Source organism: Agromyces indicus, from assembly GCF_031432295.1.
GTDB lineage: Bacteria > Actinomycetota > Actinomycetes > Actinomycetales > Microbacteriaceae > Agromyces > Agromyces indicus.
Window position 1 is genome coordinate 179,914 of record NZ_JAVKGS010000002.1, and the last position, 24,710, is coordinate 204,623.

Genomic DNA, 24,710 nt, shown 5'->3' on the forward strand with positions numbered 1-24,710 from the left:
GATGACCGCCCGGCTCATTGCTGCGACCTGGGCTCTCGGCGGCGGCGGACACTGTACTCATTCGTCCACCGAGCCGCGCAGTTCGGAGCGATACGCAAGTTCGCCGACGTCGCCCACGTACTCGAGGTAATGGTGGAGGTTGTTGAACTGTGCCATGCCGGCTGCGCGCATGAGTTCCTTGATGGGGGTGCCTGCAGCCAGATGCGTCACGATCCAGGTCGCGCGGAGCCTCGTCCCGTTGGGTGACTTGCCGGTGGTTTTGTCGGTGAAGCCGTTCAGCAGGCTCTTGTTCTTCTTCTGCCCATCGCTCATCCACAGCGGGGCGTCGGGCGCCAAGCCAGCGAGCTCTGCGGTAACCAAGGCTTCCCACTGTCGCAGCAGCGGCACCTGCCTCGGTGACTCGCCGGAGCGGATGTTCAGAAGGATGCCGTGCGTGTCGACCGTCACGTCGCTGCGCAGCAGATCGAGTTCGCCTGCCCTGAGCCCGGCGCCGGCACACAGCGCGAGCATGAGGCGAGCTTTGCGCCGCTTAAGGTCGGTTCGTTGACCGTTCGCCCAGCTCATGAACTCCGCCATTTCGGCCGGACTGTAGGGGGGGCTGAATGGTTCGCCTCGGAATCGGCTCCAACCGGCGTGGCATGCCGCCCGGATTCAGAGCCTCCGCCACTGAGACCAGCTTCGATCGATAAGTCGCGCGCGTTCCCTCACTTGTCGGGCTCTCCGCGCAGTACGCGTCGATGACACGCCGCGTGAAGAGGCCCTCGACGGTCATCGGGAGACCTTGCTCGGTCACGGCCCAACGGACGAAGGCGTTCAGCACGATCATGAGGCGTGCGGCGTCAGGGGCCTCAGAAGCCGCCATTGCTGCGAGCTGACGGACGAAGGGCTTGATGCGCTCCCATCCGGCCTGCCCGCGGCTGGGCTCATAGCGTTCCACGGCGCTGATCACCTCCGCCGAGGTCGTGCTCGGGTAGTCCGAGCTGTCAGTTGAGTCGAGGTCGATCAGGCGTCGCGGCCGCGCAGCGGTGACGCTCGTGGAGATCGGGAAATGCGTGAAGTTGGCGAACTGAGTGGCCGCGGGGATGGTCATGCGGACCTATGTGTGCGGCGGTTTCAGCAGCCTCGTGCTTTCGATCGAAAATTTTCGCCGGAGACTGTCCGAGGCCCAGCTACGGCAGGGTGACGGGGATACGTCGCAACCCAACACGAACGGAGCTCACAGACGTCATGAACCACCCCCTCGTGCTGCTTGGGCATTCTAATTACCCATGCGAGCAATGCTCAACGGCGAGAACCGCGTGAACGGCACCTGCCCAGCACGTAGCCCGTGTCTATGGCCGCCGGGCGTCGGTTGATCTCGGCCGCAGTCCAGCATCGGCGCCGTGGGCGACAACCAGGCGACGGCCGAGTCATTACCGGCCGCGACGGCTGCGGTGGGGAGGTGGCAGTAGAGGTCGTCCGCGGCCTCTCGGGGCACGTCCGTCGCGTCGGGCAGGTGGTCGGTGTTGAAGGCAGGGTTGTCGATCTGTCCAGATTCGGTCCTGGCGCTCGAGCTGCCCTGCCGTGGCGGTCGTGGTGGTCGCTGTCGGTGTCCGCTCAGCGTCCCCTCATTGCGAGCCATTTCGGGCGGGCTATACGCAATTCCGAACCCCGATGGCAGGTACCGGCGGCCGGGGTCGTCTAGTGGAAGGCGCTCCTGGGACGCTGTCGGGAGTCGGGCCGGGCGGCGACTGTCCGTGCCTCGCCGGAGGACCGGCTACCGGGCGGTCGCGCAACTCACGGCCTGGATAATGCAAGTGTGAAGAGAGTCGGTCGACCGTCTTCGTTGCGGTCGCGACGCTGGCGTCGCATTCGTCGGAGCGGAGCCGCTGCGCGACTCTTGGCGATCGTGGTATTCGGCGGATGCATCGCCGCCACCGTGGTCGGCTCCGGGGTGCCCGACTGGAGAACCTTGGGGGCGTGGATCTTCGTCGGTCTTCCGGCCGCCGTGATTGTCAGAAGTTGGTGGTTCGGTGTCTACGTCGACGCCTCGACCGTCAAGGTCGTCTCCTGGTACTGGACCTACCGGATAGATCGGGATTCGCTCAAACGGGTCACCCTGCAGAACTACAACGGGTTCGCCACGATGTGGACCGGCGGGGGCGGAACCGACTTCGTCACCTGGGCTGTCCTGATGTTCGAGTTCGAAGACCAGCGAGGGAAGGTCCGGGAGTTTCCTGCCACGGCGATGTGGTGGAGATCTGCGAAGACCGCCGCAGACGAGTTGAGAGATCTCCTCGGTCACGCTCCTTACTCCGAAGGAGCGCGATCTGAGGTGCGACGGGCACGGCGGTAGAGAGCGCAGGAAGCGTGATCTCGGCGTCACCGGCGGACCGGCTACCGGACGGCGGCTTCGCTGGGCGTGGACGGCACCGCCACGATGAGGCACGGGCACCGGGCCTCGGCCTAGGATGATGCGGTGTCTCGCATGCTGCTCGTGCTCTGTCTGGGGTTCGCTCTCGGTGCGCTCGTATGTGCGATTCAGTACGTTCTGATTCGCACTGGACGCTTTCCTCGGAACCCATACATCGGGCTCCCCGGCTACGCTCGCGAGTCCGATGAGGTGTGGGTGCGAGCGCATAAGGCGGCACTGCCGTGGATCGGTCGCGCCGGCCTCGTTGCTACGGTCACGGCCGCCATCGGGGGGTTTGGCTTAGCGGTTGGTGCCGGCATCGAGGCATGGGACCCATTGAGCGTCGCCTGCGGTATCAGCGGCGCGGTGGCCGCAGGACTCTATCTGTTCGGTGCGAATGGCGCTGCGGACGAGGCCACGAAACGGATGACCAGACGTCGGTTGAGCTCGGCTGACCGCTAAGGGATCGATCACCGAGCCGTCGACAGCCGAAACTCCGAGTCCGGCGTCCCATCAGGCATCGGCGGCATCGGTAAGCCTGCACGACGGTCGCGCAGTCGCAGCAGCTCACCGAGAAGGTGCATCGCCTGCAGAGGTAGCCAGATCGCGAGGTCGGTTCTCGGAGTGATACGGCGTACCTCGTGACCGTCGTCGATCCGTAGCCTCCGTTGCGCCAATAGCCCGAAGGCCCACGGTCGTCCATGCGCAAACCCCGACGCAACGGCCCAGTGGAACTTCACCTCGATCGAAGTGAACTCCTCGGCTCCCTCGATCGGCCCAGTGATCTTGTACCCCGAGGCCGCGACCTTGGGATCGATGCCTCGTGATGCGGCCACCGTTCGAATGAGCTCAAGGTTGTCGGTCGGATCGCTCGGTAGCAGGTGACCGACCACGGCTCGTTGATCGGTGTAGTTTCGCGCATGCCAGCGCAGCACCCGTTCTATGCGCAGGTTTCGGCTACGCGGGCCGAGTATCCACATTGCTGCCGCTGTGTTCTCCAATGCCGCACGCGCAAGGGTCGAGCCAACGGCAAGATGCTGTGTCTGCGTCTCATGGAGCAGCGTCTTGATCCCATGAAGTTGATCGACCGAGGCATTGACCAGGTGACGGACGGCTTGCGACACCTCGAAGGGGTGGGAAACGTCGTCGTCTCCAGCGAGAGAGCTTCCCGCCAAGACTGGGAAATCGTCGGGATCGCCGATCCGCTCAGCCAAGCGGTCAACGGACGCGGCCATCTCTGCCCACTTGCGATTGATCGAGTCTTCGTCAGGCGCATTCGTCACTCGACCCATCTTGCCGGGGCTGGGAGGTTGAAGGCCCGACCGCCGGTGCACGATTAGATATCGGGCAAACGCTCGTTGAGGGATGGTTGCCGCGAAGCTACTCATCGAGCTTCCAGAAAGCGCGCTTCCCTGGCAGTTCGAGATAGTCATTCCACCAGGCTTGGACCACCGCGTCCGATGACCTCGGCTTGTAGCCGGGACCACGTTTCGCCTGCCGAGCTCGTTGTTGCTCCTCTTGTGCGAAGGCGGCCCAGGAAGCATGCGCGTCCTCGATCAATCGCGCTGCGAGATCGAGTTGCTCCGGAGTCCAGTTCTCGGGCGATGCTCCGGTGGCGCGGTAGATCAGCGCGAACGTCGGGGAGAATCCGAAGGGGCGGAAACGCTCGACCGCGCTGGAGAGGTTAGCGACGCGTCGTTGGAGAGGTTCAGACGTGTCGCCGACGACGCGCAGGTGTGTTGCGAGATTGGACACAGTCGGCAGTCTCCCAGAGCCGTCCAGCCGAGCGGCGAGCGGATCCCACTGAGGGATTGTCCCTGCAGTCGCCCGGCCAGCTATTCGTCGAGAGTGCCATTCTCCCTCGGGTCGCCGATATAGGCTTCCAACAGTTGCCAGCGGGCGACAGATGGATAGATCGGCTGATGGCTCGTGGTGAAAGATGACGCCCGGCGCATAGGTGAGTACGCCGGGTTCTTCCTCTTGATAATCCGCGGGATTCTGCTCTGGCTCGTCGCGCCGCTGTCCCTCCTGCTGTGGCTCATCGTCGGCCCCTTGTTCCGGATCCCCCTAGGACCTGGCTCGGTTGGGTCGACTTGAACCTGATGAGTGCAATCTCGAGCTCGGTCCTGCGACCGTGGATTCCCCGGGCGGCGTATCCGTCGGTGCCGTTCGGTGGGGCTCGCCATGTCACGCACCGGATGAGGTTCACCGACCTGGCGTGATCTTGGATTCGCACGCTCGAGCGTTGGCCGAAACGCGGTCTCGGCGGTGCTCGCTAACCTCGTTCGGTCGTTTGTAGGAATCGGCGAGGTTCAACCTTGACGGCGTGAGTGGGCGTCGATCGCCGGTGGGTCCCCATAGCATGTGAGCCTGCGCGGGCCGGCGCGCTCCCATGAGAGGAGCCGCCCCGGTTTGCCCGTCGAGTATCGCCCGCGCTGGCATCCGTTCCTCGCCGCCGACGAGCGCGAACCGGGCGTCTGGACGCTTGTCGACTCGATGGGATGCGATTATGCGCGTGTGCGGATCGTGCGTGTCGGGTCCGAGGTGGGGTACCTCGCCGAGTCCGACACGCGCTTGGTCGGGCGGTACCGCACTCTGCGCGCCGCGCTCGAGGCGGCACATCACGTGTTCGTGCGATCGCATGCGCTAGGCGGTGCCCCGAACGGCGGTAAGGGCTACGTCGCAGGCACTTGACCTCCCCGGGACCGATGCCCGTGCTGGGGTCTTGATAAAGTTATCGCCGCTTGAGTGCGTTGATAAAGTTATCAACGCCCGCGGTCAGGCTCACGCACGGGTCGTCGGTCTCAGAACCAGTCATGCGCTCGTCATGGACGTGGTGATCTCGGTTCCGGATACCGAACTTGCTCGGTTCGAGGAAATCGCGACCCCAGCACGGGATGAATCGTTCCTGCGTGCAGCCCAGCGTCTTGTCACGGAACTCGGTCGCGAAGCAGAACTGACGGCAGGCGCCGACGAGATGATCGCAGCCGTCCACTGAAAGCGGTTTTGTGACAGCGTCCGAGCGCCAATTGCTGCGGATCGCTGACTCGTGACCGCAGCGGCGGCGACCGATACAGGCCCGCTCAGCGGCTACGGTCGGGCGCGCTGTCGACGCGGCGCCACGTCTCGGCGACGAGGGCACCCATGAGCGGTATCGCTCTCATCTGCTCGGCTGCTTGGTTGTAGGTGAGGTCTTGCAGGGGCTGGAGGATCTCCATGAGCTGCGGTGCCATCTCGCGGAGGAACAGCGTCGCGTTGATGAGGTGATCAGTGGAGAAGTCCGGGCTGCTGATTCGCCACACTCGACCGAGACCGTCGATCCAGAATGTGGTCTGGTCGAGAACCTCGATGTGGAAGATCCCGGGCGTGAACGCGTCATTGGCGACCCGGGCTCGGAACGTGGTCAAGATGTGCCGAGCGCTGCGCTCGAATCGTTCGTGGAGTTCGCGGGCGGGAACGTTGCGGCGCTGCGCTTCTCGTATGACGCCCGCAGCGTCGACGCCGTGCTGCCAGGCACAGAATCGGATCGCATTCCAACAGGCGGTCTCGTCTCGGCAGGTGTGTTTCACGGTGTTCGCTCACTTCTCGCGAACGATCCGCAGCACCGTGGAGGTCTGGTGCCAGAGGTAGTCGATCAGCCACTCAGGTGAGTGCATGGTGTAGTACCCGGCCTCACCCACCTGGACGCGATCGATCGTGCGGATCTGCCGCTCGATGTCGGGAAGCTGCAACGGTGCCGCCTCGGGCGCTGGGAAGCGGTGCACCGTGCCGGCGTCGAGATCGAACAGGTGGCGGCTGCCAGTGAGCGTGTGGACGATCCACCTGCCGCTGGTGACGGTCGAAAGATCCTCGATGGATTCAGCGTCGCCCGCAGGGGCCGCTGATGGCTGGTCATTAGAATTACCGAACATGTGGCGACGATACCTCTGTCCGACCCGCGTGGCTAGAGCGTCAATGGGCTATCCGGCCCGGGTCGCCCTGACGGTCCATCGCGGTGGTCCTGACGGATGTCTGGTCGGCTCTCGAAGCGTGGAAACAACTCGGCGCCGAGCGCGTGCTCGAGGCGAGCGACCAGGAAGAGGTCCGGCGCATCCGTTCCGTAGATCGCGTCGGCAATCTCGTCGGGGTACAGGCCCGAGCGTTCGGCGACCTCCCCGAGCTCGCGGTTCTCGACAGCGGTGCGGAGTCGGGTTCGGAACTCGGCAATCCGCCGCTCCGTCGTGCGGTCATAATTATGGCCAACCATGCCGTCACGATATGGCACCGCCGGGCGGCGTGGAGAAACCGCTACCGGCTACTGTCCCAGAGCGACACGCCGAGCGCTGCCTCCAGCCGTGCGATCGCGTACAGGTCCGGCCAGCTCGTGCCCTTCAAGTAACCGAGCAGCGCCCCGTGACTCAGCCCCGCGGCTCTCGCAGTGCCCCGGATGCTGCCGTCGCCGATCGTTTCGCGAAGTCGCAGAGCAAACTGGCGCGCAGCCTCACCCGCCGGATCCTTGGAGCGCTGATCGGGCCAGCCAGGGGCTAGGTCGATCGGTCTCAACCGGGGGGTGCGGGACATATCGCAAGGCTACCGGCGCGCTGGCATCCGTCGCACGGAAGCCGCCGAACGGCGAGCGTCAGCCGAAATGGCGTTCACTTGCCCCGGGCATTAGCAGCGCGGTGATGGAGAGCGCTGCTATCCGAAGGCCGAGTCCCCACTGGACGAGTGGGAGGGATGTGTAAGTCGTCACGGTAATTGACCCACGGATACATCGAAGTTGACCCGGTTCAGGATTCTCGACCCGATGGCGGCACCGTTGCAGCTTCGCGACATCGAGCAGGTGCCATCCTCGCCTTCAGAACATCCGCGCGGTGATCCAGTCGTCTGGCATCAGACGCCCCCGGTGCCCTCGCGCCGATTCGCGGTCAGTGGCGCGCCGAGCCGTACCCGCGGAGGAACAATGCCTCGCTGAGGGCGAGTCGTTCGATCTCGGTCGGGTCCACGCTTTCGTTCGGCGCGTGGATGAGGGCGAGCGGCTCCTCGACCCCCATGAGAATGATCTCCGCGTCCGGGTAGGTGTCGGCGAACACGTTGCACAGCGGGATCGATCCGCCTTGGCCCAGCGTCGTCATGGGCACGCCGTACGACTCGAGCATTGCGGCAGCCATGGCGCGGTAGGCCGGCCCGTCGGTGTCTGCCGAGAACGGGGATCCCACGGCCTCGGTCTCGATGTCGATGTGCACGCCCCAAGGTGCCGCTGCGCGCAGATGCGCCACGAACGCCGCGTGCGCGTCATCCGCTTCGATTCCCGGTGGGATCCGGAGGTTCAGCCGAGCAGCGGCGCGAGGCACGATCGCTGCGGTGGAGCCGAGCACCGGCGGGCAGTCGATGCCGAGCACCGTCACGGCGGGTCGTGCCCAGAGCATGTCGGACACGGTCCCGTCGCCGAGCAGCGCGACGCCCTCGAGCACCCCGGCATCGGACCGGAATTGCTCGGGCGCGTATGGTGCCCCGTCCCAGCGCCGGGAGGCGTCCAGGCCGGTGATCGTCGTGTTGCCGTCTTCGTCGCGCAGCGACGCGAGGATCGCGATGAGCGCCGCGAGCGAGTCGGGCGCGGGCCCGCCGAACATGCCGGAGTGCACCTCCGAGACCATGGACTCGACCCGCACCACGATGTTCACCATGCCCCGCAGGGTCACCGTGGCGGCGGGTCGTCCGACGGCGGCGTTCCCGGTGTCGCAGACAAGGATGGCGTCGGCGCGCAGCACGTCGGGGTTCGCCTCGACGAACCGTTCGAGTCCGCCCGTGCCCTGCTCTTCCGAGCCTTCGACGACGAGCTTCAAGTTCACCGGGATGTCGTCCCCGAGCGCGCGCAGTGCGAGCAGGTGCATCAGGATGTTGCCCTTGCAGTCGGCGGCACCGCGGCCGTACCAGCGCCCGTCGATCTCGGTGAGGTCGAACGGCGGAGTCCTCCAGGCTGAGTCATCGAGCGGCGGTTGCACGTCGTAGTGCGCGTAGAGCAGCACTGTCGGGGCATCCGGCTCGGGGCAGGCGCGCGAGCCCACGACGGCCTTGCTGCCATCAGGCGTCGTCTCCAGCCGAGCATCCATGAAGCCGAGCTCGGCGAACCGGTCCCGCACCCACAGCGCCGCCCGCTCGCACTCCTCGGGGGGGAACTGGCGCGGGTCCGCGACCGAGCGGATCGCGACGAGTTCGGCGAGCTCGGACCGCCCGGTCGCGGCCATGAGTTCGCCGACCTGTGAACGAAGGTCGCCCACGATCAGTTCCCCGTATCCGTGAGCTCCAGGCCGTCGATGAACTGCTGGTATTCCTCGAGTTCATCGGGGCAGTACGTCTGGATGATGAGGACTCCTGCTTCGACGAGCCGGTCCTCGGCGAGGATCGGACGCTGACCCGGACCGCTGGCGCCGTTCGACAGCCGATCGAGCAGGGCCGCCCGGCTGAGGGCCGCATTCGGGTCCGCGCACACCACACCGCCGTCGTCGCCAAGAACGCCGGCGATCTGCTGTGCCGTGAGCGTGACGTCCACGCCGGCGTCCTCGAGGGACGTGATCAGCTCCTCGGCCTTGTCGACCCCGCGCGCTTCCTCGCGGGCCGCGAGGAAGGTGAACACCGCGATCGCCCCGAGAACGACCAGCACGGCCACGGTGATGATGTAGATGATCGATCGCTCGCGTGTCGGCTGCGTCTCCACGTGGGTGCTCATGATCCCGACACCTCCGCTTCCGTCTGCGCCGCCGCATCGGGCTGCTTCCACGACGGCTTCCGGAACCGGTAGAAGAGCCACGGAACGAGCAAACCGAGTCCGAGCGCGCCGCCCGCGACGATCACGAAGTAGATCAGGGGGTTGCCCTCACTGAATTGCGACGGAGGGATGAACCCGACCAGCAGCGCCGCGAGCGAGGCGGTGAAGCCGACGACGCACATGGTGACGAGCAGCGGCGCTCGGAAGCCGCGCGGATGGTCCGCGTGCGTGCGCCGCAGGCGCACCGCCGCGACGAACATCAGCAGGTACATGATCAAGTACACCTGCGTCGTGATCACCGAGAAGATCCAGTACGCGCTCGAGACCTGGGGGATGAGTGCGTAACCGAGCGCAATGATCGTGGTGATGATCCCCTGGGTCACGAGCAGGTTCTGCTGCACGCCGTTCTTGTTGAGCTTCTGCAGGAACGGCGGAAGGTAGCCCTCCTGACGGGAGATCAGCAGAAGGCCCTTCGACGGCCCGGCCAGCCACGTCAGCATGCCGCCGAGCGATGCGGCCACCAGCGCGATGCCGATAATCGGCGTGAGCCACTGCGAGTCGAACACCGCGAGCACCGCGTCGAACGCCTGCATCACGCCGGCGGTGAGGGAGAGCTGCTCGGCCGGGACGATCCAGCTGATCGCCAACGCCGGCAGGATGAAGATGAGGAGGACGAGGCCCATGGCGAGGAAGATCGCCCTCGGGAACTCCTTACCGGGGTTCTTCAGCGACGACACGTGCACCGCGTTCATCTCCATGCCGCTGTACGACAGGAAGTTGTTCACGATGAGCACGAGACTTGCGAGACCCGCCCACTGCGGCAGCAGGTTCTCGGCCGTCATCGGCGCCGCCGACTCGTTGCCCTGGCCGAGGAAGACGGCCCCGAGCAGCACGAGCAGGGCACCGGGGATGAGGGTGCCGATGATCAGGCCCCAGCTGGCGAGGCCGGCCACACCCTTGGTGCCACGCGACGAGATGAACACGCCGGACCAATAGCAGACCACGATCACGAGCGCCGTCCAGACGCCGCTGCTCGCCAAGGCAGGATTGATCACATAAGCGAGAGTCGACGCGACGAATCCGAGCAGCGTCGGGTAGTAGAAGATCGTCATCGCGAACTGGCACCACACCGCGAGGAAGCCCATGGGCTTTGAGATGCCGGTGGACACCCAGTTGTAGACGCCACCCTTCCAGCCCGAGGCGAGCTCCGCCGAGACGAGCGACGTCGGCAGCAAGAAGACGATCGCGGGCACGACGTAGAGGAAGATACACGCGAGCCCGTACACGGCCATCGTCGGCGACGGGCGCAGGCTCGCCACCGAGGCGGTCGTCATCAGTGCGAGCGCGATCCACGAGATGTACGCGACCGCCGGTGCCTTGGTGCGGGCCATGCCCGCCGCGTCGGCCCGTCCGGCCGTGGCATCCGCGGCGCTCATCGCTCGCACCGCCCGAACTTCGCAGTGTATCCGGCCGACGTCGCGCCGGCGCGATGGCAGGTTGTGCCCGACTGCGTGATCATGATCGCCCCCTCGATGCCGGCTCGCGTGCCGGATGGCGGCACGTTATCGCTGCGCGGAGGCCCGGTTTCGGGACTTAAGGCCGTTCACAGATCCGGCCGCGGTTAGGCATCTGACGCCCAAGGGCCGGCGTTCGCGCCACCCGGGTCCGGGTTCCGTGGTCCACGCCGGCGCGGGCCCCATATCGACCTCGGGGTGCCCGGCATGATGCGTGCCCACAGGGGCGGCGCCACTTCCTCGGTCAATGCCGCCGGGAGGTCGACGTGGAACGCGGCAATCTCCTCGGCCCCGCGATGGACCACGCGATACAGCGCCGTGCCGATGAGCACGCCCAGCGCGATCGACATCACCGACGTGAGCGCGGTGGCGAAGTCCTCGAGGCCCTCGCTCGTGCCGACCGCCTCGGTGAGGCCCGCGAGCCCGGCGGCCCCGGGCACCAGAAGCCAGAAGCCGGGGAGGAAGGTCAGCTGCGACGGCACCCCATGGCGGAGACTCGCGATCCAGAGTACGACGGGGGTCATGGCGAGGGCGCCGACGAACCCGCTCACCGTCGATCCGATGAGCACCTGCCCGACCTGCTGGCCCCCGTACGCCACGAACAGCACCAACAGCACCCATCCGAACGTCGAGGACGGGGCTGAGAAGTGCAGGTAGTTGCCCAGCGCGAACAGCAGCACGCCTCCGATCGCCGCCCACCACGGGAACGGTTCGGATCCGCCGAGCGAGAGGTAGGCTGAGCTCTCGATCCCCACCAACGTACCTGCCGCGATGATGCCGAACGTGAGCAGCGCGAGTTGCACGAGGCCGAAGACGAGCCGCGAGGCGCCGGCGACCATCTGCCCGGCGGCGAGCTCGACGGTCCCCGTCGTGAGCGCCCCACCGGGCAGGAACGTCGCCAGCGGGGCGATGAGCAGCCTGATGGGATCGCCGATCTCGACGTACGGCGCGATGAGGAACACTGCCAGCGCGCACGCGAACGCCGCGAAGACGGGGAACACCAGCTGCAGCGTCTGGGATCGCACGAGCTTCGCGAGGCCGATGAACGCGCCGAGCACGAAGGCGACGAACGCTCCCTGCCAGGTGGGCGTCAGCAGGAGCGCCAGACCCGTCACGAGGAGCGCGTGCCCCAACGTGCGCACGAGCCAGCCGTAGCGCGGTCGCATCGCTCCGATGTCGTTCAGCCGCTTGATGCCCTCGAGCGGCTGGATCTCGGCCCGCTTCGCCTGCTCCACCAGCGTGTAGAGCGCCGCGATCTGGTCGAACCGGAAGGACGGGGTGAGCATGGAGCGCAGTGCGACTCGGCCTTCCTCCGCGGTGCCGGTCTGCACGAAGATGGCCGTCGGAAGCACCAGGATGTCGGTGTCGGGGCGACCGTACGCGCGTGACACGGCCAGCATCCTGTCGCGGATCCCGTCGACCGTCTCGGAGGCTGCGTTCAGTGCCTCCGCGAGCCCGAGAAGGAATCGGCGGAGCACCGCACGGTCGCTGACCTCGGCCACTACTCGACGATCGCCATTTCGCGGGGCGTCCGGTTGAACCGGCGACCGCCCTCGGCCGTCACCGTGACGATGTCCTCGATACGGACACCGAATCGCCCCGGAAGGTAGATACCCGGCTCGATCGAGAAGCACATGCCGGGTTGCATGGACTGATGTTCCCCCTCGACCATGTACGGCGGCTCGTGTGTGGTCAGGCCGATCCCGTGGCCGACGCGGTGGATGAAGTACTCCCCGTAGCCGGCCTCGGTGATCACGGCGCGTGAGGCTCGGTCGACCTCTTGGCATTCGACCCCTGGACGGACCGCTTCGAATCCTGCCTGCTGGGCTCGGCGCACGATCTCGTGCACCTTGCGCTCCTCGTCAGTGGGCTCGCCGACGTGGACCGTGCGGGTCGTGTCTGATCCGTAGCCATGCATGAGACCGCCGAAGTCGAGCACCACCATGTCGCCGTGCTCGATCAGCCGGTCACCCATCTCGTGATGCGGGTTCGCCCCGTTCGGACCGGAGCCGACCACGGTGAAGTCCACCTGCGAGTGCCCGAATTGGCGGAGCAGGCTCGCCAGGTCGTTGCCGACGTCGGTCTCGCTCCGGCCGGCGAAGCGCGCCTTGAGGATCTCCCCGTACGCCGCGTCGGCTGCTGCGCCGGCCGCGGCTAGTCTGTCGAGTTCGTCGTCGTCCTTGATCGCACGCAGCATCGGGAGCGCGGTCGTCATCGACACGAACGACGTGTCGGGCAGCCGGCCCTGCAATCCGAGCAGGTGCATCGCCCATGCCGAATCCGACAGCGCGTAGCGGCCCGGGCCGAGGAGCTTCGCGGCGGCCGCGTAGGGATCGCTTCCGTCGGGCCAGTCGACCAGCCGGAACACGGTCGCGCCCGGCGTCTCTTCAGCGTCGGGTCGTTCGAGCCGCGGGACGATCATCGTCGCCTCGCCGTCGACGGGGACGACGAGCATGGTGATGCGTTCCGTGATGGCGACCGGCGCGTAGCCGGTGAGATAGATGAGGTCGGGCCCGGGGGTGAGCAGCAGCCCGGACAGCCCCGCGGCATTCGCGGACCGCGCCGCCCGCTGAAGCCTCGCCGCATAGTCGGCGGCGTTGAACGGCTCAGGTTCGGCGTGTGCGGATGGGCCGGTCATCGCTGCCTCCTCCGGTCGTGTGCGGGGCGCGGGTGCTCGAGACGCTCGCTCTCGTCCGCCTCGATCAGCTATCCGACTGAGTGCCGAAGCATGCCGAGTCGACGACGAGCCGGTACGGGCTGAAGCCAGCAGTCTGGTCGATCGCATGCGCAGATCGCGGGACGAAAGGCCCGAGGTCCGACGTGCGCCGGCAGGCGGGACTTTCGTCGGGTCTGCTGAAGCAGACATCCGCTTGAATATCGGCCGACGGTCGCCTCGCATTCGGCGTTGTGGGCGCGGTGGCCTCCACGATCGGGCGAGAGCGGGGATTCGGATGTCGCAGGTGAAGTCGTCGAAGCGGATGACGGTGACCCAGGCGACGTTCATCGGCGTCGGCTCGATGGTCGGTGCGGGGATCTTCGCCCTGCTCGGCTCGGCCGGCGCCGTCGCCGGCGCTGCCGTGTGGTTGTCGTTCCTCATCGCGGGAATCATCGCCGCGCTGCAGGGTTACTCGTTCGCCAAACTGGGTTCGACGTACCCGTCGGGCGGTGGCCTCCTCACGTACCTGTCGAAGGGGTTCGGCGAGGGTCACGTGACCGCGGTCGGCGCCTGGCTGTTCTACACGGCGGGTTCGATCGTGACCGCGATGGTCGCCGCGTCGTTTGGCGGGTACGTCAGCACCGCCTTCACCGACGACGACCCGGTCTGGGCGACCGTCTTCGCCATCCTGCTCGTCCTCGTCATGACCGGGCTGAACGCCATCGGCTCGCAGGCCGTTGCCCGCGTGCAGTCCGTCATCGTCAAGGTGGTGCTGGCGATCCTCGCGGTGTTCGCCGTCGTGACCATCGCGAACCTCGATCCGACGTTGCTCGCACCGACGCAATACCCGGGGTTCCAGCAGATCATCGCGAGCGTCGCGCTGACCTTCTTCGCATTCCTCGGCTTCGGCGTGATCACCTTCACGGCACGCGATCTCCCGGATCCCAAGCGACAGCTGCCTCGTGCGATGTACATCGCCATTGCGATCGCGACGACCATCTACGTGGCGGTATCGCTCGGCGTCTTCGGTACATTGACCGCCGACCAGGTGGTCGAGTACGGCGAGACAGCCATCGCGGAGGCCGCGAAACCGGTACTCGGCGATCTCGGGTACTCGCTCATCGTGGTGACGGCCATCTTCTCCACGATGGGCGCCGTGAACGCTGGCCTCTACCCATCCGTCGGCATGACGCAGCATCTCGCTGCAGTCGGGCTGTTCCCGTCCGCGTTCTCGCGCTCTCTCGGCCGAGTGCCGGTCGGCTTGCTGGTGATGGCGGCGCTCACCATCGTGCAACTGCTGCTGCTCGACCTCAACGCGATCGCATCACTGGGCAGCGCTGTCGCGTTGATCGTCTTCTCAGCGGTCACCATCGCGCACTTCCGCGTCTACCGCGAGACGGGGGCCAGTCTCATCGTGCTGATCATCGCGCTCATTACGACGGCGGTGACCTTCGTGGTGTTCTGCACGACCACGCTGGTCGAGCAGCCGCGGACCGCTATCGCCCTGCTCGCCATCATCGGACTGGCCGTGCTGCTCGATCAGCTGTGGACTCGCGTTCGCCGACAGCGTGAACGCTCGCACGCGTGATGCCAGCGCACCTGCGATGCGACTTGTGGGGTATGCGATTGGTTCAGGAGGCGCCCCGCTGAAGCGCCGATTGACGTCCCGCTGTCGATGCACTCACCGTCGTCGCTGACGGGCGGTACGAATTCATCAGGATCTGCGCCGCGATCGATGGGATGACCGAGCGTCATCCTCGTTCGTCTCGTGCCGCTCATTGGTGCCGTCGGATACGGCCCCGGAGCGGTGGACACGAGCATCCGCCGCGAAGTTCCGAGGCTGCTGCGCGTCATCATGAAGCCCTTGTACGCTCGCAGCATCCGACGCCCCGAAGGAGTCGGCGAGCAGATCGCGGGTATCCTCGCCGACCCGACGCTCGAGCCGGGCGACACCGCATTCTTGGACCCCGACGACCGGTTCCCGACCGCATCGTTCGTAGCGATGCCGGGCGTCAGGCGGCCCTGCTCCGCACCAGTCTTGCCCTCTCGGCGAAGGCGCTTGCATCAGGATGAGCGGCAACGGGACGGTGGGCCACCTCGTCACACAAAGCGCTGAGCTGCGCTCCGGCGATCTGGCCCCGGTGCTAGAGTCTGGCCAAGGCCGACTTGGGGGAACGGTTGAAGCTGTCGGATCGGACGAGTGCCCGCCAGCTGCCAGTACTGGCGACTGGCCGTAAGAGATTCGCGCCTTCGCAAGCATGCGCGACCGCATCGGAAGCTGCGCCATGATCAGGGTCTTCGTCGTGGACGACCACGAGGTCATCCGACGCGGCATCTTGCAGCTCCTTCGACGGGAACCAGACATCGAGGTGATCGGCGAAGCGGCGACGGTATCCGATGCGATTCGTGCGATCGTATCGACCCAGCCGGACGTGGCCATCCTCGACGTCCGGCTGCCGGATGGGAGCGGGTTGGAACTGTGCCGCTCACTGCGGTCGAGCAGCCCGGGCGTGGCATGCCTCATCCTCACCGCGTATGACGAGAGCGATGCGGCGGCGTCCGCAGCGTGGGCAGGAGCAGCCGGGTACCGCGCGAAGAGCGCTCCGGGCAGCGTGATCATCGGCGACGTCCGCACATTAGCGGCTGGCAGGGCGATTCTCCCGCGAAATGCAGCTGCAACCACGGCCAAGCATCCGCGGAGTGCCGACCTCGACGACCCGCGCTATGGTTCGCTCGTCGAACGCGAACGGCAGGTCCTCGAGCGGATCGCGCGCGGGATGTCCAACAGGCAGATCGGCAACGAGCTCGGCATCTCGGAGAAGACAGTCAAGAACTACATCTCCAGCCTGCTGACCAAACTGGGGTTGCAGCGTCGCACGCAGGCGGCGATGTACCAGCTCAACCGACAAATGACGCTGAGCCATCCGGCCTTGACGTACTCCCAGGCCACTTCGCCAGTTGACGGCGATCGCAGCGGCTGAACAGGGAGCTGCGGCCGACGGGCCGTTGAAGTGGGTGACGTAGAGCTGGCCTCCTCGGCGCTGAACGTGGCAATGAGCAGCGAGCCAGCCGTGAAGTCGATTCGAGACGTACGTCGCGTGAGTGGGAGTCAGAGCCGCGCGAGCAGTTCAGTCTTCTTGGCGAGAAACTCCTCGTCGGTGAGGATGCCAGCGTCTCGGAGGGAAGCCAGCTTCGTCAGCTGTTCGGTCACGTCAACGGGCACCGCTCGGGCCGGCGGCTGCTCGATCGCTGTGGGCGGGGAAGCGTTGCGTGCAGGAAAGCGATCCTTGAACTCGGTGGGCTCGTCTGGGTGCTCGACCGCATCGCCTTCACCCGGGGTGAGGTCAGGCTCGATCCCGCATGGTCGCGGGAGGGGAGCGCTGGAAAGATCTGGCGCTTAGCTTGGAAGGCTGAAACCCCGACGCTGAAACAGCCCAGCAACCGCAAGGCCCTCCGGATTCCCCGAACCCGCCACCACGTGGCGAGAAATCGCCTCGGAAAGCCCCTCCTTCGGGAGGGGCTTTCGTCGTTCCGGCCCCGCTCCGGGCCATCCGTCAGTGCGCCTTGATGCGCCCGTTGCGACCGCCGCGCTGGAGGAATGCCGGCAAGTGGTCGACGCCGTGGCTGGTCACGCCCCAGTAGACGGGCACGAGCAGGAAGCCCACCGACGCCACGAGCGGGTGGATCAGGATGCCGGCCGCTCCGGCGACCAGGTAGAGCACGAACCCGATGAGCGCTCGCGGGCGCTCGCGCGCGAAGTACGCGTCGTCCACCTCGTCGTTCGTGAGATCCGGATGCCGCGCCAGGTATGAGAAGAACGCCAGCCAGGCCAGGCACAGCACCGCGCCGACGAGCGCGTACAGCGCGACGGCGACCCGCTCGTCGGTGAGGTCGCCCGTCCTGGCGGTCTCAGCGATCACCGCGGTCGGCCAGGGCACGAGCGCGAGGGTCGCGAGGATCCCGAGGTTCGCCCACTGCAGGCCGCGGTCCATCTCGCGGATCCGGGTGAAGGCGGCCTTGTGGTTCAACCAGATCACGGCCAGGTAGAGGTACGAGGCCGCATACGCCAGGTAGGTGGGCCACTCGCCGAGCAGGGCATCCAGCAGTTCGCCGGATTCGGCGTCGGGCGGCTTGAGCTCGAGTGCCAGGAGCGTGATGACGATGGCGATGACGGCGTCGCTGAAGGCCACCGCTCGGCTGGTGTCGGAACGTGCGGCTCGGCTTCGATGTCGCATCCGGGCATTGGTCACTCGTCATCATCAGCGTGCGCCGAGCGATCGGCGTAGGGGGTTCCCACGAGGCGGTGAGCGGAGGACAATGCGCCGCGCCCGCGGCGAGGTCGAGCGGCGGCATCCGTTCGCCACGGCGCCCGCAACCGGCGGGAGGCCCCGGTCCGATGCGGACCGGGGCCTCCTGCCGGCGGTGCGGCGTCAGCCGCGCTTGCCCTTGCCGGTGTTCGTCACGCCGAGCGAGTAGCCCGCGTCGAGCGTGTCGAGGTCGCCGGTGGGCAGGTTCGAGACGAGCGTCGCGAAGTCGCGGTTCTCGCCCTTCGCGCACGACGTGTCGAGGCCCGACATCGAGATGTCGTCGCCCTCGAGGCGGTACACGTGGTTGCCCGCCTCGTCGACGATCTCGAAGTCCGACTCCACGCCGGGGGTGAGGTCGCAGCTCGCGACGACCTGGAGCGTCCAGTTGTTGTCCTGGAGGCCCGTCGTCTCGATCCACTCGCCGTCGGCCGAGGACACCGCGGCGGCCTCGCCGTCGACCATGACGTCGTCGACGAACCACCCGGTGTCGAGGTACGCGGCATCCGTCGAGTACCGGAAGCGCACGTCGGTCGTGCCCGCCGGGAGATCGGCGGAGAGGTGCACGTACTCGGGCTCGTCGACGAAGTACTCGCCGCCCGAGGTCCCGGTGAGGCCGTTGCCCTCCTCGTTGTTGCCGTGCGGGTCGGTGTCGGTGGTCACCGTCGCGCCCGAGTCGTCCGTGAGGGGCACCGTCACCCACTCGTCGCCGACGAGCGCCTCCACGAATCCGTAGTCCCAGCCCTCCTCGATGAAGTGCCACGACCAGAAGTCGAGCGTCGAGGCCGCACCATCCGCCACTTCGACGTCGAGGATGTTGTCGGCCTGGCTCTCGTACCCGGCGTACCAGTGGGTGTCGCCCGTGTGCGGCGCGATCTGCGTGGTGTCGTCACCGTCGAGGCCCACCGTGACGGTCGGCCCCGGGTTGCGGAAGCGCTCGACCTGGATGCCGTACGGCAGGGCCGTGTCGGGCTGGCCGTTCTTGCGACGTTCCCACTTGGCGTCGGGCTGCGCTCCCTGGTTGGAGCCCCGGCCGTCCCAGAACTGGTCGTCGGCGATGTCGATGGTCCAGCTCGTCGACGCCGGGTCGCCGAAGTCGACGGCCTTGATGTCGAAGCGCTCGGAGTCCTCGTCGTCGAGGTACACCGCGACCGCCCAGTCCTGGAAGAGCTCCTCGGCCGAGCGCAGGTCGGCGCCCGTGGCCGCGTTGAACTCGTCGATCGCCGCTTGCACGCCCGCCATGCCGTCGGCCTGGTTCTCGAAGATGAGCTTGATCAGCAGGTCGCCGCCCGCGCCGTCGTACTCGAGGTCGGGCTCGTAGGTGCCGTCGCCGTTGCCGCCCGCCTGCTCCCAGAGGTACTGCATGTAGGTGTAGGCGGCGCCGTAGTTCTCGAGGCCGCCCGCCCAGCGCGTCAGGGACGTCTCGGCGTAGAACACCTGGTGGTACGTCAGGTGCGAGCCGCCGACGTCGTAGCCGTTGAGGAACACCGCGAAGTCGGCGAGGCCCTCGTCGACCCAGCTGAGCTCGCCGGGGTCGCTGTAGTTGTGCAGCAGGTGCTCGAGTTCGTGCGCGATGACGCCCTCGTACAGCGTCGGCAGGTCGTTCGCCGGGTCGTCGTCTCGCCACTCCGCGTCGTTCGGCCCGACGCGGTTGGCCCAGTCGAACGCGTCGATCACGATGGTGTTCATGCCGGCGGAGTCGATGAAGTCCGGTGCGAAGTAGCCGGCGGTGTAGCTCGTCGCCGCGCAGTCGTAGTAGTTGTCGTCCTGCACGTTGTAGACCAGCATCACGAGCGAGTCGCTCTCGGGGACGTCGGGATCGGCCGCATCCATGGGGCCGAAGTGCTCCTCGTCGACAGCGACGATCTGGTTCGCGAGCTGGTCGCCCATGTAGTCGATCTGCGCCTGCGTCAGGGTGAAGTCCGCGACGTCGCGGTCGGCGCACGGCACGAAGTCGTCGTCCGGGTTGTGGTCGAACGCCGGGTCGAGGCTGTCGACGCCGACGGGTGCGCTGCCGTCCAGGGGCGTCCCGGCCGGGACGTAGAGGTAGACCGGCGTCCCGTCGGGCGTCGCGCCGGCGTACACCCGGGTGAAGTCCTGGTCGTAGGTGCCGCCCGCCGCGCTGTCGTTGATCGGCAGCGTGATGGTGGGCTCGCCGGGCAGGTTCTCGTGGTCGTCGGCGTTCGCCGGCGCCGCGGTCGCCGCGAGGAAGCTCGCGGCGAGTGCTCCGACGGCGAAGGCGCCGATGGAGCGTCGTGGTGCTCTGAGCACGGGGTTTCCCATCTGTCGTGGCCCCGCTGCCCGAGATGGTTCGTCCGTCGGCGTAGGGACCGATCGTGCGACACGGCCGGGTTCGGTCGCGCGCCTGAACGGGCACAGTCCACCACGTCGCGGGCGAGGAAGACAGATCTTGTCTTCGGCGGAGCGATCGAGTTGACTACGCCTCCGCGGCGCCCTCGGCAGCCCGGCGGTCTCGGGCGACGGTGACGGATGCCGCACGCGAGGGGCTACCGTCGAGCCATGGGACGCAGACTGACGGCCGACGAGCCGATCTCGGAGTGGCTGCACGCGCTCGCCTCGACCGGCGCGAACCCGGGCGGCGGTGCGGCCGCCGCGCTGATGACCGGGATGGCGGCAGCCCTCGTCGAGATGGTCGTGGCGCATCGCAGGCCCCACGCGTCGCCCGAGGAGGAGATCCGCCAGCAGTGCCTGGCGGCGTTCTCGGCGGCGATGCGCGAGACCGCGCCCGGGATAGCGGACCGGGACACGGCCGCCTCGTCGGGCTTCGCCGACGCGAATCGGCGTGACGACGCGGAGAGCCGCGCGACGGCGATGCGCGAGGCGAGCCTCGCGGCGGCCGAGTCGTCGGCCGCGCTCGGCCGATTCGCCGCCAACCTGGTCCCCGTGCTCGAGGAACTCGTCGACGACACGAGCACCCTGCTCCTGGCCGACGTCGGCACGGCCGCGGCGACCCTCGCCGCAAGCACGCGCGCCGCCGCCCTGAACATCGGAACCGATCTCAGGCTGTCCGGGGAGGACGGCGCGCGGCGGTCCGACCTGCTCGATGCGTTCGACGAACTGGAGGCCACGACACGCGAGCTCGACGCCATCATCCACCGGGTCCGCGCCCGGATCGTGCAGGGCCGGGCCTAGGCTGAAGGGCATGCAGACGGATGCCGCGGGCTTCGCGCTCGCCGTCGCCCAGTTCGCCCCGGACGACGACGCCGAGGCGAACCTCGCCGAGATCGAGCGCCTCGCGGAACTCGCCGTGGCGCGGGGTGCGCGCCTGGTCGTCTTCCCGGAGTACTCGAGCTGGTTCACGGCCTCGCCGTCGGAGGCGTGGCTCGACGCCGCCCAGCCGGTCGACGGGCCGTTCACGGCCGCGCTGGCCGCGCTCGCCGACCGGCTCGACGTGCACCTCGTGGCGGGCATGATCGAACGGCTCGACGGGCAGCGACGCGTCGCCAACACCGTCGTCGCCGTCGCGCCGGGTGCCGGGGTGGTGGCGCGCTACCGCAAGCTGCACCTGTACGACGCGTTCGGGCAGCGCGAATCCGAGTGGGTCGCTCCCGGCGAGGTCACCCCGCCCGAGCTGTTCGAGGCGGGCGGACTGCGGTTCGGCCTGCAGACCTGCTACGACGCGCGCTTCCCGGAGGTGTCGCGTCGCATCGTCGACGCGGGCGCCGACGTGATCTGCATGCCCGCGGAGTGGGTGCGCGGTCCGCTGAAGGAGGCCCACTGGCGCACCCTGACCACGGCGAGGGCACTCGAGAACACGATCTACGTCGCCGCAGCCGACCACGCGCCGCCCGTCGGGGCGGGCAACAGCATGGTCGTCGACCCGATGGGCGTCGAGGTCGCGACGGTCGGCGAGCAGACGGATGTCGCGGTCGCGTGGCTCTCCCGGGAGCGGATCGAGTCGGTGCGCCGGCTGAATCCGGCGCTGCGCCTGCGCCGGTTCACGGTCGCCGAGCGTCCGCACCCCGCTGTCGACTGAGGGACGCGAGCCGAGCCGACGCCTCCTCCAGCACCTCACGGCGCTTGCAGAACGCGAAGCGCACGAGCGTCCGCACCGAGTCGCGACGGTCGGGGTGCACGAACGCGGTCACCGGCACGCCGACCACGCCCGCGCGGCGCGGAAGCTCACGGCAGAACGCGGCCGCGTCGGAGGCGCCGAGGGGCGCGGCATCCGCGACCGCGAAGTACCCCGAGCGCGGCACCGCCGTCGTGAACCCGGCGGCGTCGAGCCCGCGCACGAGCACGTCCCGCTTGGCGGCGAGGGCCGCTGCGGCATCCGCGAAGTAGGTGTGGGACAGGTCGAGCCCGGCCGCGATCGCGGGCTGGAACGGCGCGCCGTTGACGAACGTGAGGTACTGCTTGACCGCGAGGACCGCGGTCACGAAGTGGGCGGGGCCGGTGAGCCATCCGATCTTCCACCCGGTGGTGTTGAAGGTCTTGCCGCCGGACGAGATCGACACGGTCCGCTGCCACGCGCCGGGGAGCGTCGCGATCGGCACATGCCTGCCGTCGAAGACGAGGTGCTCGTACACCTCGTCGGTCACGATGAGGGCGTCGTGCCGGTGCGCGAGCTCGACGACGAGTTCGAGGGTCTCCCGATCGAGCACCGCCCCGGTCGGGTTGTGGGGCGAGTTGAGCAGGATGACGCGCGTGCGGTCGGTCACGGCGGCGCGGAGCTCGTCAGGGTCCGGCACCCAGTCGGGGAAGCGCAGCGGCACGGTGCGGTGGACGCCGCCGGCGCGTGCGACGAGCGCGGCGTAGGCGTCGTAGGAGGGCTCGAAGGTGACGACCTCGTCACCGGTGTCGACGAACGCGAGGATGGCGGCGGCGAGCGCCTCGGTCGCGCCGGCGGTGACGAGCACCTCGCGGACCGGGTCGACCTCGAGGTCGTACCAGCGTCGCTGGTGGCGCGCGATCGCCTCGCGGAGCACGGGCATCCCGGGCCCGGGCGGGTACTGGTTGACGCCCGAGGCGATCGCCTCGCGGGCCGCCTCGAGCACCTCGCGCGGGCCGTCCTCGTCGGGGAACCCCTGGCCGAGGTTCACGGCTCCGGTCTCGAGGGCGAGCGCGCTCATCTCGGCGAACACGGTCGGCGCGACGGTGCCGTTCGCCGCGAGCAGGCCCGCTCCGGCGGCCGTCCGCTGCCAGGGGGCGAGATGCGGTGCTCCGGTGTCATCCACGCTCACACCGTACGTCACGCTCGGGCGGATACGCTGTCCGATGCGTCCGGGCGGTTCCCGGTGCCGGCACAGCCGGGTCATAGGAACCGCAGAAGTCCCGCACAGATCCACGGGCGATGCTGGCATTCGCTGAAGGGAGCGACACATGACCGACACCACCCCCGGCGGGCACGAGCACGACCCGGACACCCGCCCGCAGGACGAGGCACGGGCCGCGACGCCCGAGGCCCCCGCGACGCCCGAATCCTCCGCCGCGCCGGCCCAGCCGGAGGCGGTGCCCGAGACCCCCGTGGCGCCTCCGGAGCCCGCCGCTCCGGCGCCGTCCGCCGCGCCCGAGCCCGAAGCACCGCGCCCCACCGGCACGGTCTACGCTCCGGGTCAGGCGCCGCAGCCGTACGTGGCGCCGCAGTACCGGCACGAGCCGGCGACCGCGCCCGCGCCCGGGGAGACCGCCCCCACGACCCCGCTCACGGGCGCTGCGGCCGGCGCGACCGCCGCCTCCGCGCCCCACGCGGCGCCCGCCGCGGCTCGCCCCGACGATGGGGGCGGCTCCGTGCCGCCCGCGTTCGGCGGACCGGCGCCCGCGGCATCCGCTGCCCCCGAGGGCCCGCAGAAGCGCCGGGCCGGGTTCGGCATCGCCGCCGCCGTCGTCGCGGCCGCGCTCATCGGCGGCGCGTCCGGCGCGGGCATCACCGCGCTCATGACCGACGACGGCGACGACACCGTGCTCCAGTCCACCTCGGGCGAGCGGATCGTCATCAACGACACGGAGTCGGTGAACCAGATCTCGGCGGTCGCCGCAGCGGCGAGCCCGAGCGTCGTCACCATCGCGGTGTCCGGCGGCCAGGGCCAGGGCACGGGATCCGGCGTGATCCTCTCCGAGGACGGCTACGTGCTCACGAACACCCACGTGGTGACGCTCGACGGCGCCACCGGCGACCCGAGCATCCAGGTGCGCACCGACGACGGCCGGCTGTACTCGGCCGAGCTCGTCGGCACCGACCCGCTGAGCGACCTCGCCGTGATCAAGCTCGTCGACGCGTCCGGCCTCAGCCCGATCGAGTTCGCCGACTCCGACCAGCTCAACGTCGGCGACACCGCGATCGCGATCGGCGCACCGCTCGGCCTGTCCGGCACGGTGACCAACGGCATCGTGAGCGCGCTCAACCGCAGCATCGACGTGCAGTCGGCCGCGGCGCCCGAGACGCCCGACGACGGCGGCGAGGGCGAGGGCGAGCAGGGCGAGAGCCCCTTCGACTTCTGGAACTTCGACGTGCCCGGCCAGCAGGGGCAGTCGCAGGGCAGCGGCCTCATCTCGATCCCGGTGATCCAGACGGATGCCGCGATCAATCCCGGCAACTCCGGCGGTGCGCTCCTCGACTCCGAGGGTCGGCTGATCGGCGTCAACGTCGCGATCCTGTCGGCGGGCGGCTCGTCGGGCGAGGCGGGGAACATCGGCGTGGGCTTCGCCGTCCCGTCGAACCTCGCCGAGCGCGTGGCGAACGAGATCATCGAGAACGGTGCGGCGACGCACGGCCTCCTCGGCGCGACCGTCACGTCCGCGCAGGCGGCGGGGGAGGGCTCGACCGTGGGCGCGCTCATCTCCGAGGTCACGCCGGGCGGTGCGGCCGAGGCGGCGGGACTCGAGGCGGGCGATGTCGTCACGGCGCTGAACGGCATCCCCATCACCGACCAGACCGACCTCACCGCGCAGGTCCGGGCGCTCCCCGGCGGCGCCGATGCCGAGGTGACGTACACGCGCGACGGCGAGTCGAGCACGGTCACCGTGACGCTCGGCACCTTCGAGGGCTGATCGCGTCGTCGTCCCTTCGGAGGGGGCCCGGACCGCGTGCGGTCCGGGCCCCGTCGCGTCCCGGTCGGCGCACCCCCTGCTGCTA

Annotated in this window: 24 protein-coding genes; 9 read left to right on the forward strand and 15 right to left on the reverse strand. The window is 68.3% G+C overall.

All coding sequences use genetic code 11. The features are described from left to right. Window positions 1-57 precede the first annotated feature (57 nt). Both RH861_RS07055 and RH861_RS07060 read right to left on the reverse strand, forming a co-directional pair. On the reverse strand, window positions 58-576 hold the full coding sequence (locus RH861_RS07055) for a site-specific integrase (RefSeq protein ID WP_310520410.1): 519 nt from the start codon (window positions 574-576) through the stop codon (window positions 58-60). Beyond that, window positions 530-1,090 carry a hypothetical protein gene (locus tag RH861_RS07060; protein WP_310520411.1) on the reverse strand — a complete coding sequence of 187 codons (561 nt, stop codon included), beginning with the start codon at window positions 1,088-1,090 and terminating at the stop codon, window positions 530-532. The genes RH861_RS07055 and RH861_RS07060 overlap by 47 nt, the downstream gene beginning before the upstream one ends. A gap of 798 nt (window positions 1,091-1,888) precedes the next feature. Between RH861_RS07060 and RH861_RS07065 the strand changes: the two genes are divergently transcribed. Beyond that, window positions 1,889-2,335 carry a hypothetical protein gene (locus tag RH861_RS07065; protein WP_310520412.1) on the forward strand — a complete coding sequence of 149 codons (447 nt, stop codon included), beginning with the start codon at window positions 1,889-1,891 and terminating at the stop codon, window positions 2,333-2,335. 527 nt (window positions 2,336-2,862) lie between these two features. Here the strand turns inward: RH861_RS07065 and RH861_RS07070 are convergent. Both RH861_RS07070 and RH861_RS07075 read right to left on the reverse strand, forming a co-directional pair. Continuing rightward, the gene (locus RH861_RS07070) at window positions 2,863-3,675 is read right to left on the reverse strand and encodes a hypothetical protein (protein WP_310520413.1); all 813 of its coding nucleotides are present in this window, start codon (window positions 3,673-3,675) and stop codon (window positions 2,863-2,865) included. 97 nt (window positions 3,676-3,772) lie between these two features. Next, window positions 3,773-4,147: a hypothetical protein gene (locus tag RH861_RS07075; protein ID WP_310520414.1), complete on the reverse strand. Its 375-nt coding sequence runs from the start codon at window positions 4,145-4,147 to the stop codon at window positions 3,773-3,775. A 657-nt stretch (window positions 4,148-4,804) separates the two neighbouring features. Between RH861_RS07075 and RH861_RS07080 the strand changes: the two genes are divergently transcribed. Beyond that, window positions 4,805-5,086, forward strand: coding sequence for a hypothetical protein (locus RH861_RS07080; protein ID WP_310520415.1), 282 nt, complete (start codon window positions 4,805-4,807; stop codon window positions 5,084-5,086). A 133-nt stretch (window positions 5,087-5,219) separates the two neighbouring features. Beyond that, window positions 5,220-5,390 carry a hypothetical protein gene (locus RH861_RS07085; RefSeq protein WP_310520416.1) on the forward strand — a complete coding sequence of 57 codons (171 nt, stop codon included), beginning with the start codon at window positions 5,220-5,222 and terminating at the stop codon, window positions 5,388-5,390. 85 nt (window positions 5,391-5,475) lie between these two features. Here RH861_RS07085 and RH861_RS07090 read toward each other — a convergent pair whose 3' ends face one another. Then, on the reverse strand, window positions 5,476-5,961 hold the full coding sequence (locus tag RH861_RS07090; RefSeq protein WP_310520417.1) for a hypothetical protein: 486 nt from the start codon (window positions 5,959-5,961) through the stop codon (window positions 5,476-5,478). Between the two features lie 9 nt (window positions 5,962-5,970). Further along, a complete protein-coding gene (locus tag RH861_RS07095) occupies window positions 5,971-6,303 on the reverse strand; it encodes a hypothetical protein (protein ID WP_310520418.1) in 333 nt (110 codons plus the stop codon). Between the two features lie 83 nt (window positions 6,304-6,386). Here RH861_RS07095 and RH861_RS07100 point away from each other — a divergent pair, with 83 nt between their 5' ends. Continuing rightward, on the forward strand, window positions 6,387-6,770 hold the full coding sequence (locus RH861_RS07100) for a hypothetical protein (RefSeq protein WP_310520419.1): 384 nt from the start codon (window positions 6,387-6,389) through the stop codon (window positions 6,768-6,770). 529 nt (window positions 6,771-7,299) lie between these two features. On the opposite strand, the gene RH861_RS07105 is transcribed toward RH861_RS07100, so the two are convergent. The 5 genes from RH861_RS07105 to RH861_RS07125 all read right to left on the reverse strand — a co-directional run bounded on the left by RH861_RS07105 (window position 7,300) and on the right by RH861_RS07125 (window position 13,751). Beyond that, window positions 7,300-8,652, reverse strand: a complete 1,353-nt coding sequence (locus RH861_RS07105) for a dipeptidase (RefSeq protein WP_310520420.1) — start codon at window positions 8,650-8,652, stop codon at window positions 7,300-7,302. Between the two features lie 2 nt (window positions 8,653-8,654). Then, the gene (locus RH861_RS07110; RefSeq protein WP_310520421.1) at window positions 8,655-9,101 is read right to left on the reverse strand and encodes a hypothetical protein; all 447 of its coding nucleotides are present in this window, start codon (window positions 9,099-9,101) and stop codon (window positions 8,655-8,657) included. Continuing rightward, on the reverse strand, window positions 9,098-10,576 hold the full coding sequence (gene gadC / locus RH861_RS07115) for a glutamate/gamma-aminobutyrate antiporter GadC (protein WP_310520810.1): 1,479 nt from the start codon (window positions 10,574-10,576) through the stop codon (window positions 9,098-9,100). The genes RH861_RS07110 and gadC overlap by 4 nt, the downstream gene beginning before the upstream one ends. Before the next feature lie 185 nt (window positions 10,577-10,761). After that, a complete protein-coding gene (locus RH861_RS07120) occupies window positions 10,762-12,156 on the reverse strand; it encodes a threonine/serine exporter family protein (RefSeq protein WP_310520422.1) in 1,395 nt (464 codons plus the stop codon). Next, window positions 12,156-13,751 (reverse strand): M24 family metallopeptidase, encoded by a 1,596-nt coding sequence (locus tag RH861_RS07125; RefSeq protein ID WP_310520423.1) that lies wholly within the window; start codon window positions 13,749-13,751, stop codon window positions 12,156-12,158. Before RH861_RS07125 ends, RH861_RS07120 begins: the two co-directional genes overlap by 1 nt. Here RH861_RS07125 and RH861_RS07130 point away from each other — a divergent pair. Beyond that, window positions 13,672-14,898, forward strand: a complete 1,227-nt coding sequence (locus RH861_RS07130; protein WP_310520811.1) for an APC family permease — start codon at window positions 13,672-13,674, stop codon at window positions 14,896-14,898. The two genes, RH861_RS07125 and RH861_RS07130, sit on opposite strands and share 80 nt — an antisense overlap. 715 nt (window positions 14,899-15,613) lie before the next feature. Further along, window positions 15,614-16,291 (forward strand): response regulator transcription factor, encoded by a 678-nt coding sequence (locus RH861_RS07135; protein ID WP_310520424.1) that lies wholly within the window; start codon window positions 15,614-15,616, stop codon window positions 16,289-16,291. Window positions 16,292-16,419: 128 nt separating this feature from the next. Here the strand turns inward: RH861_RS07135 and RH861_RS07140 are convergent, their stop codons facing one another. From RH861_RS07140 to RH861_RS07150, 3 genes are all read right to left on the reverse strand, one after another. Then, a complete protein-coding gene (locus RH861_RS07140; protein WP_310520425.1) occupies window positions 16,420-16,521 on the reverse strand; it encodes an SHOCT domain-containing protein in 102 nt (33 codons plus the stop codon). Between the two features lie 343 nt (window positions 16,522-16,864). Then, the gene (locus RH861_RS07145; protein WP_310520426.1) at window positions 16,865-17,500 is read right to left on the reverse strand and encodes a TMEM175 family protein; all 636 of its coding nucleotides are present in this window, start codon (window positions 17,498-17,500) and stop codon (window positions 16,865-16,867) included. Window positions 17,501-17,740: 240 nt separating this feature from the next. Next, window positions 17,741-19,885, reverse strand: coding sequence for a hypothetical protein (locus RH861_RS07150; protein ID WP_310520427.1), 2,145 nt, complete (start codon window positions 19,883-19,885; stop codon window positions 17,741-17,743). A 249-nt stretch (window positions 19,886-20,134) separates the two neighbouring features. Here RH861_RS07150 and RH861_RS07155 point away from each other — a divergent pair, with 249 nt between their 5' ends. Both RH861_RS07155 and RH861_RS07160 read left to right on the forward strand, forming a co-directional pair. Beyond that, window positions 20,135-20,767 carry a cyclodeaminase/cyclohydrolase family protein gene (locus RH861_RS07155; protein ID WP_310520428.1) on the forward strand — a complete coding sequence of 211 codons (633 nt, stop codon included), beginning with the start codon at window positions 20,135-20,137 and terminating at the stop codon, window positions 20,765-20,767. Between the two features lie 10 nt (window positions 20,768-20,777). Next, window positions 20,778-21,611: a carbon-nitrogen hydrolase family protein gene (locus tag RH861_RS07160; protein WP_310520429.1), complete on the forward strand. Its 834-nt coding sequence runs from the start codon at window positions 20,778-20,780 to the stop codon at window positions 21,609-21,611. On the opposite strand, the gene RH861_RS07165 is transcribed toward RH861_RS07160, so the two are convergent. Then, entirely contained in the window at window positions 21,574-22,812 is a 1,239-nt protein-coding gene (locus RH861_RS07165) for an aminotransferase class I/II-fold pyridoxal phosphate-dependent enzyme (RefSeq protein WP_310520430.1), read from the reverse strand. The genes RH861_RS07160 and RH861_RS07165 overlap by 38 nt on opposite strands. A 145-nt stretch (window positions 22,813-22,957) precedes the next feature. Here RH861_RS07165 and RH861_RS07170 point away from each other — a divergent pair, with 145 nt between their 5' ends. Further along, window positions 22,958-24,625, forward strand: a complete 1,668-nt coding sequence (locus tag RH861_RS07170; RefSeq protein WP_310520431.1) for a S1C family serine protease — start codon at window positions 22,958-22,960, stop codon at window positions 24,623-24,625. The last annotated feature ends 85 nt before the right edge of the window (window positions 24,626-24,710 follow it).

Excerpts from the sequence above, each read along its gene's own strand:
- RH861_RS07055 (WP_310520410.1), bottom strand. The coding sequence starts at position 576 with ATGGCGGAGTTCATGAGCTGGGCGAACGGTCAACGAACCGACCTTAAG.
- RH861_RS07060 (WP_310520411.1), bottom strand. The coding sequence starts at position 1,090 with ATGACCATCCCCGCGGCCACTCAGTTCGCCAACTTCACGCATTTCCCG.
- RH861_RS07085 (WP_310520416.1), top strand. The coding sequence starts at position 5,220 with ATGGACGTGGTGATCTCGGTTCCGGATACCGAACTTGCTCGGTTCGAG.
- RH861_RS07095 (WP_310520418.1), bottom strand. The coding sequence starts at position 6,303 with ATGTTCGGTAATTCTAATGACCAGCCATCAGCGGCCCCTGCGGGCGAC.
- RH861_RS07110 (WP_310520421.1), bottom strand. The coding sequence starts at position 9,101 with ATGAGCACCCACGTGGAGACGCAGCCGACACGCGAGCGATCGATCATC.
- gadC (WP_310520810.1), bottom strand. The coding sequence starts at position 10,576 with ATGAGCGCCGCGGATGCCACGGCCGGACGGGCCGACGCGGCGGGCATG.
- RH861_RS07130 (WP_310520811.1), top strand. The coding sequence starts at position 13,672 with ATGGTCGGTGCGGGGATCTTCGCCCTGCTCGGCTCGGCCGGCGCCGTC.
- RH861_RS07125 (WP_310520423.1), bottom strand. The coding sequence starts at position 13,751 with ATGAGGAACGACAACCACACGGCAGCGCCGGCGACGGCGCCGGCCGAG.
- RH861_RS07155 (WP_310520428.1), top strand. The coding sequence starts at position 20,135 with ATGGGACGCAGACTGACGGCCGACGAGCCGATCTCGGAGTGGCTGCAC.
- RH861_RS07160 (WP_310520429.1), top strand. The coding sequence starts at position 20,778 with ATGCAGACGGATGCCGCGGGCTTCGCGCTCGCCGTCGCCCAGTTCGCC.
- RH861_RS07170 (WP_310520431.1), top strand. The coding sequence starts at position 22,958 with ATGACCGACACCACCCCCGGCGGGCACGAGCACGACCCGGACACCCGC.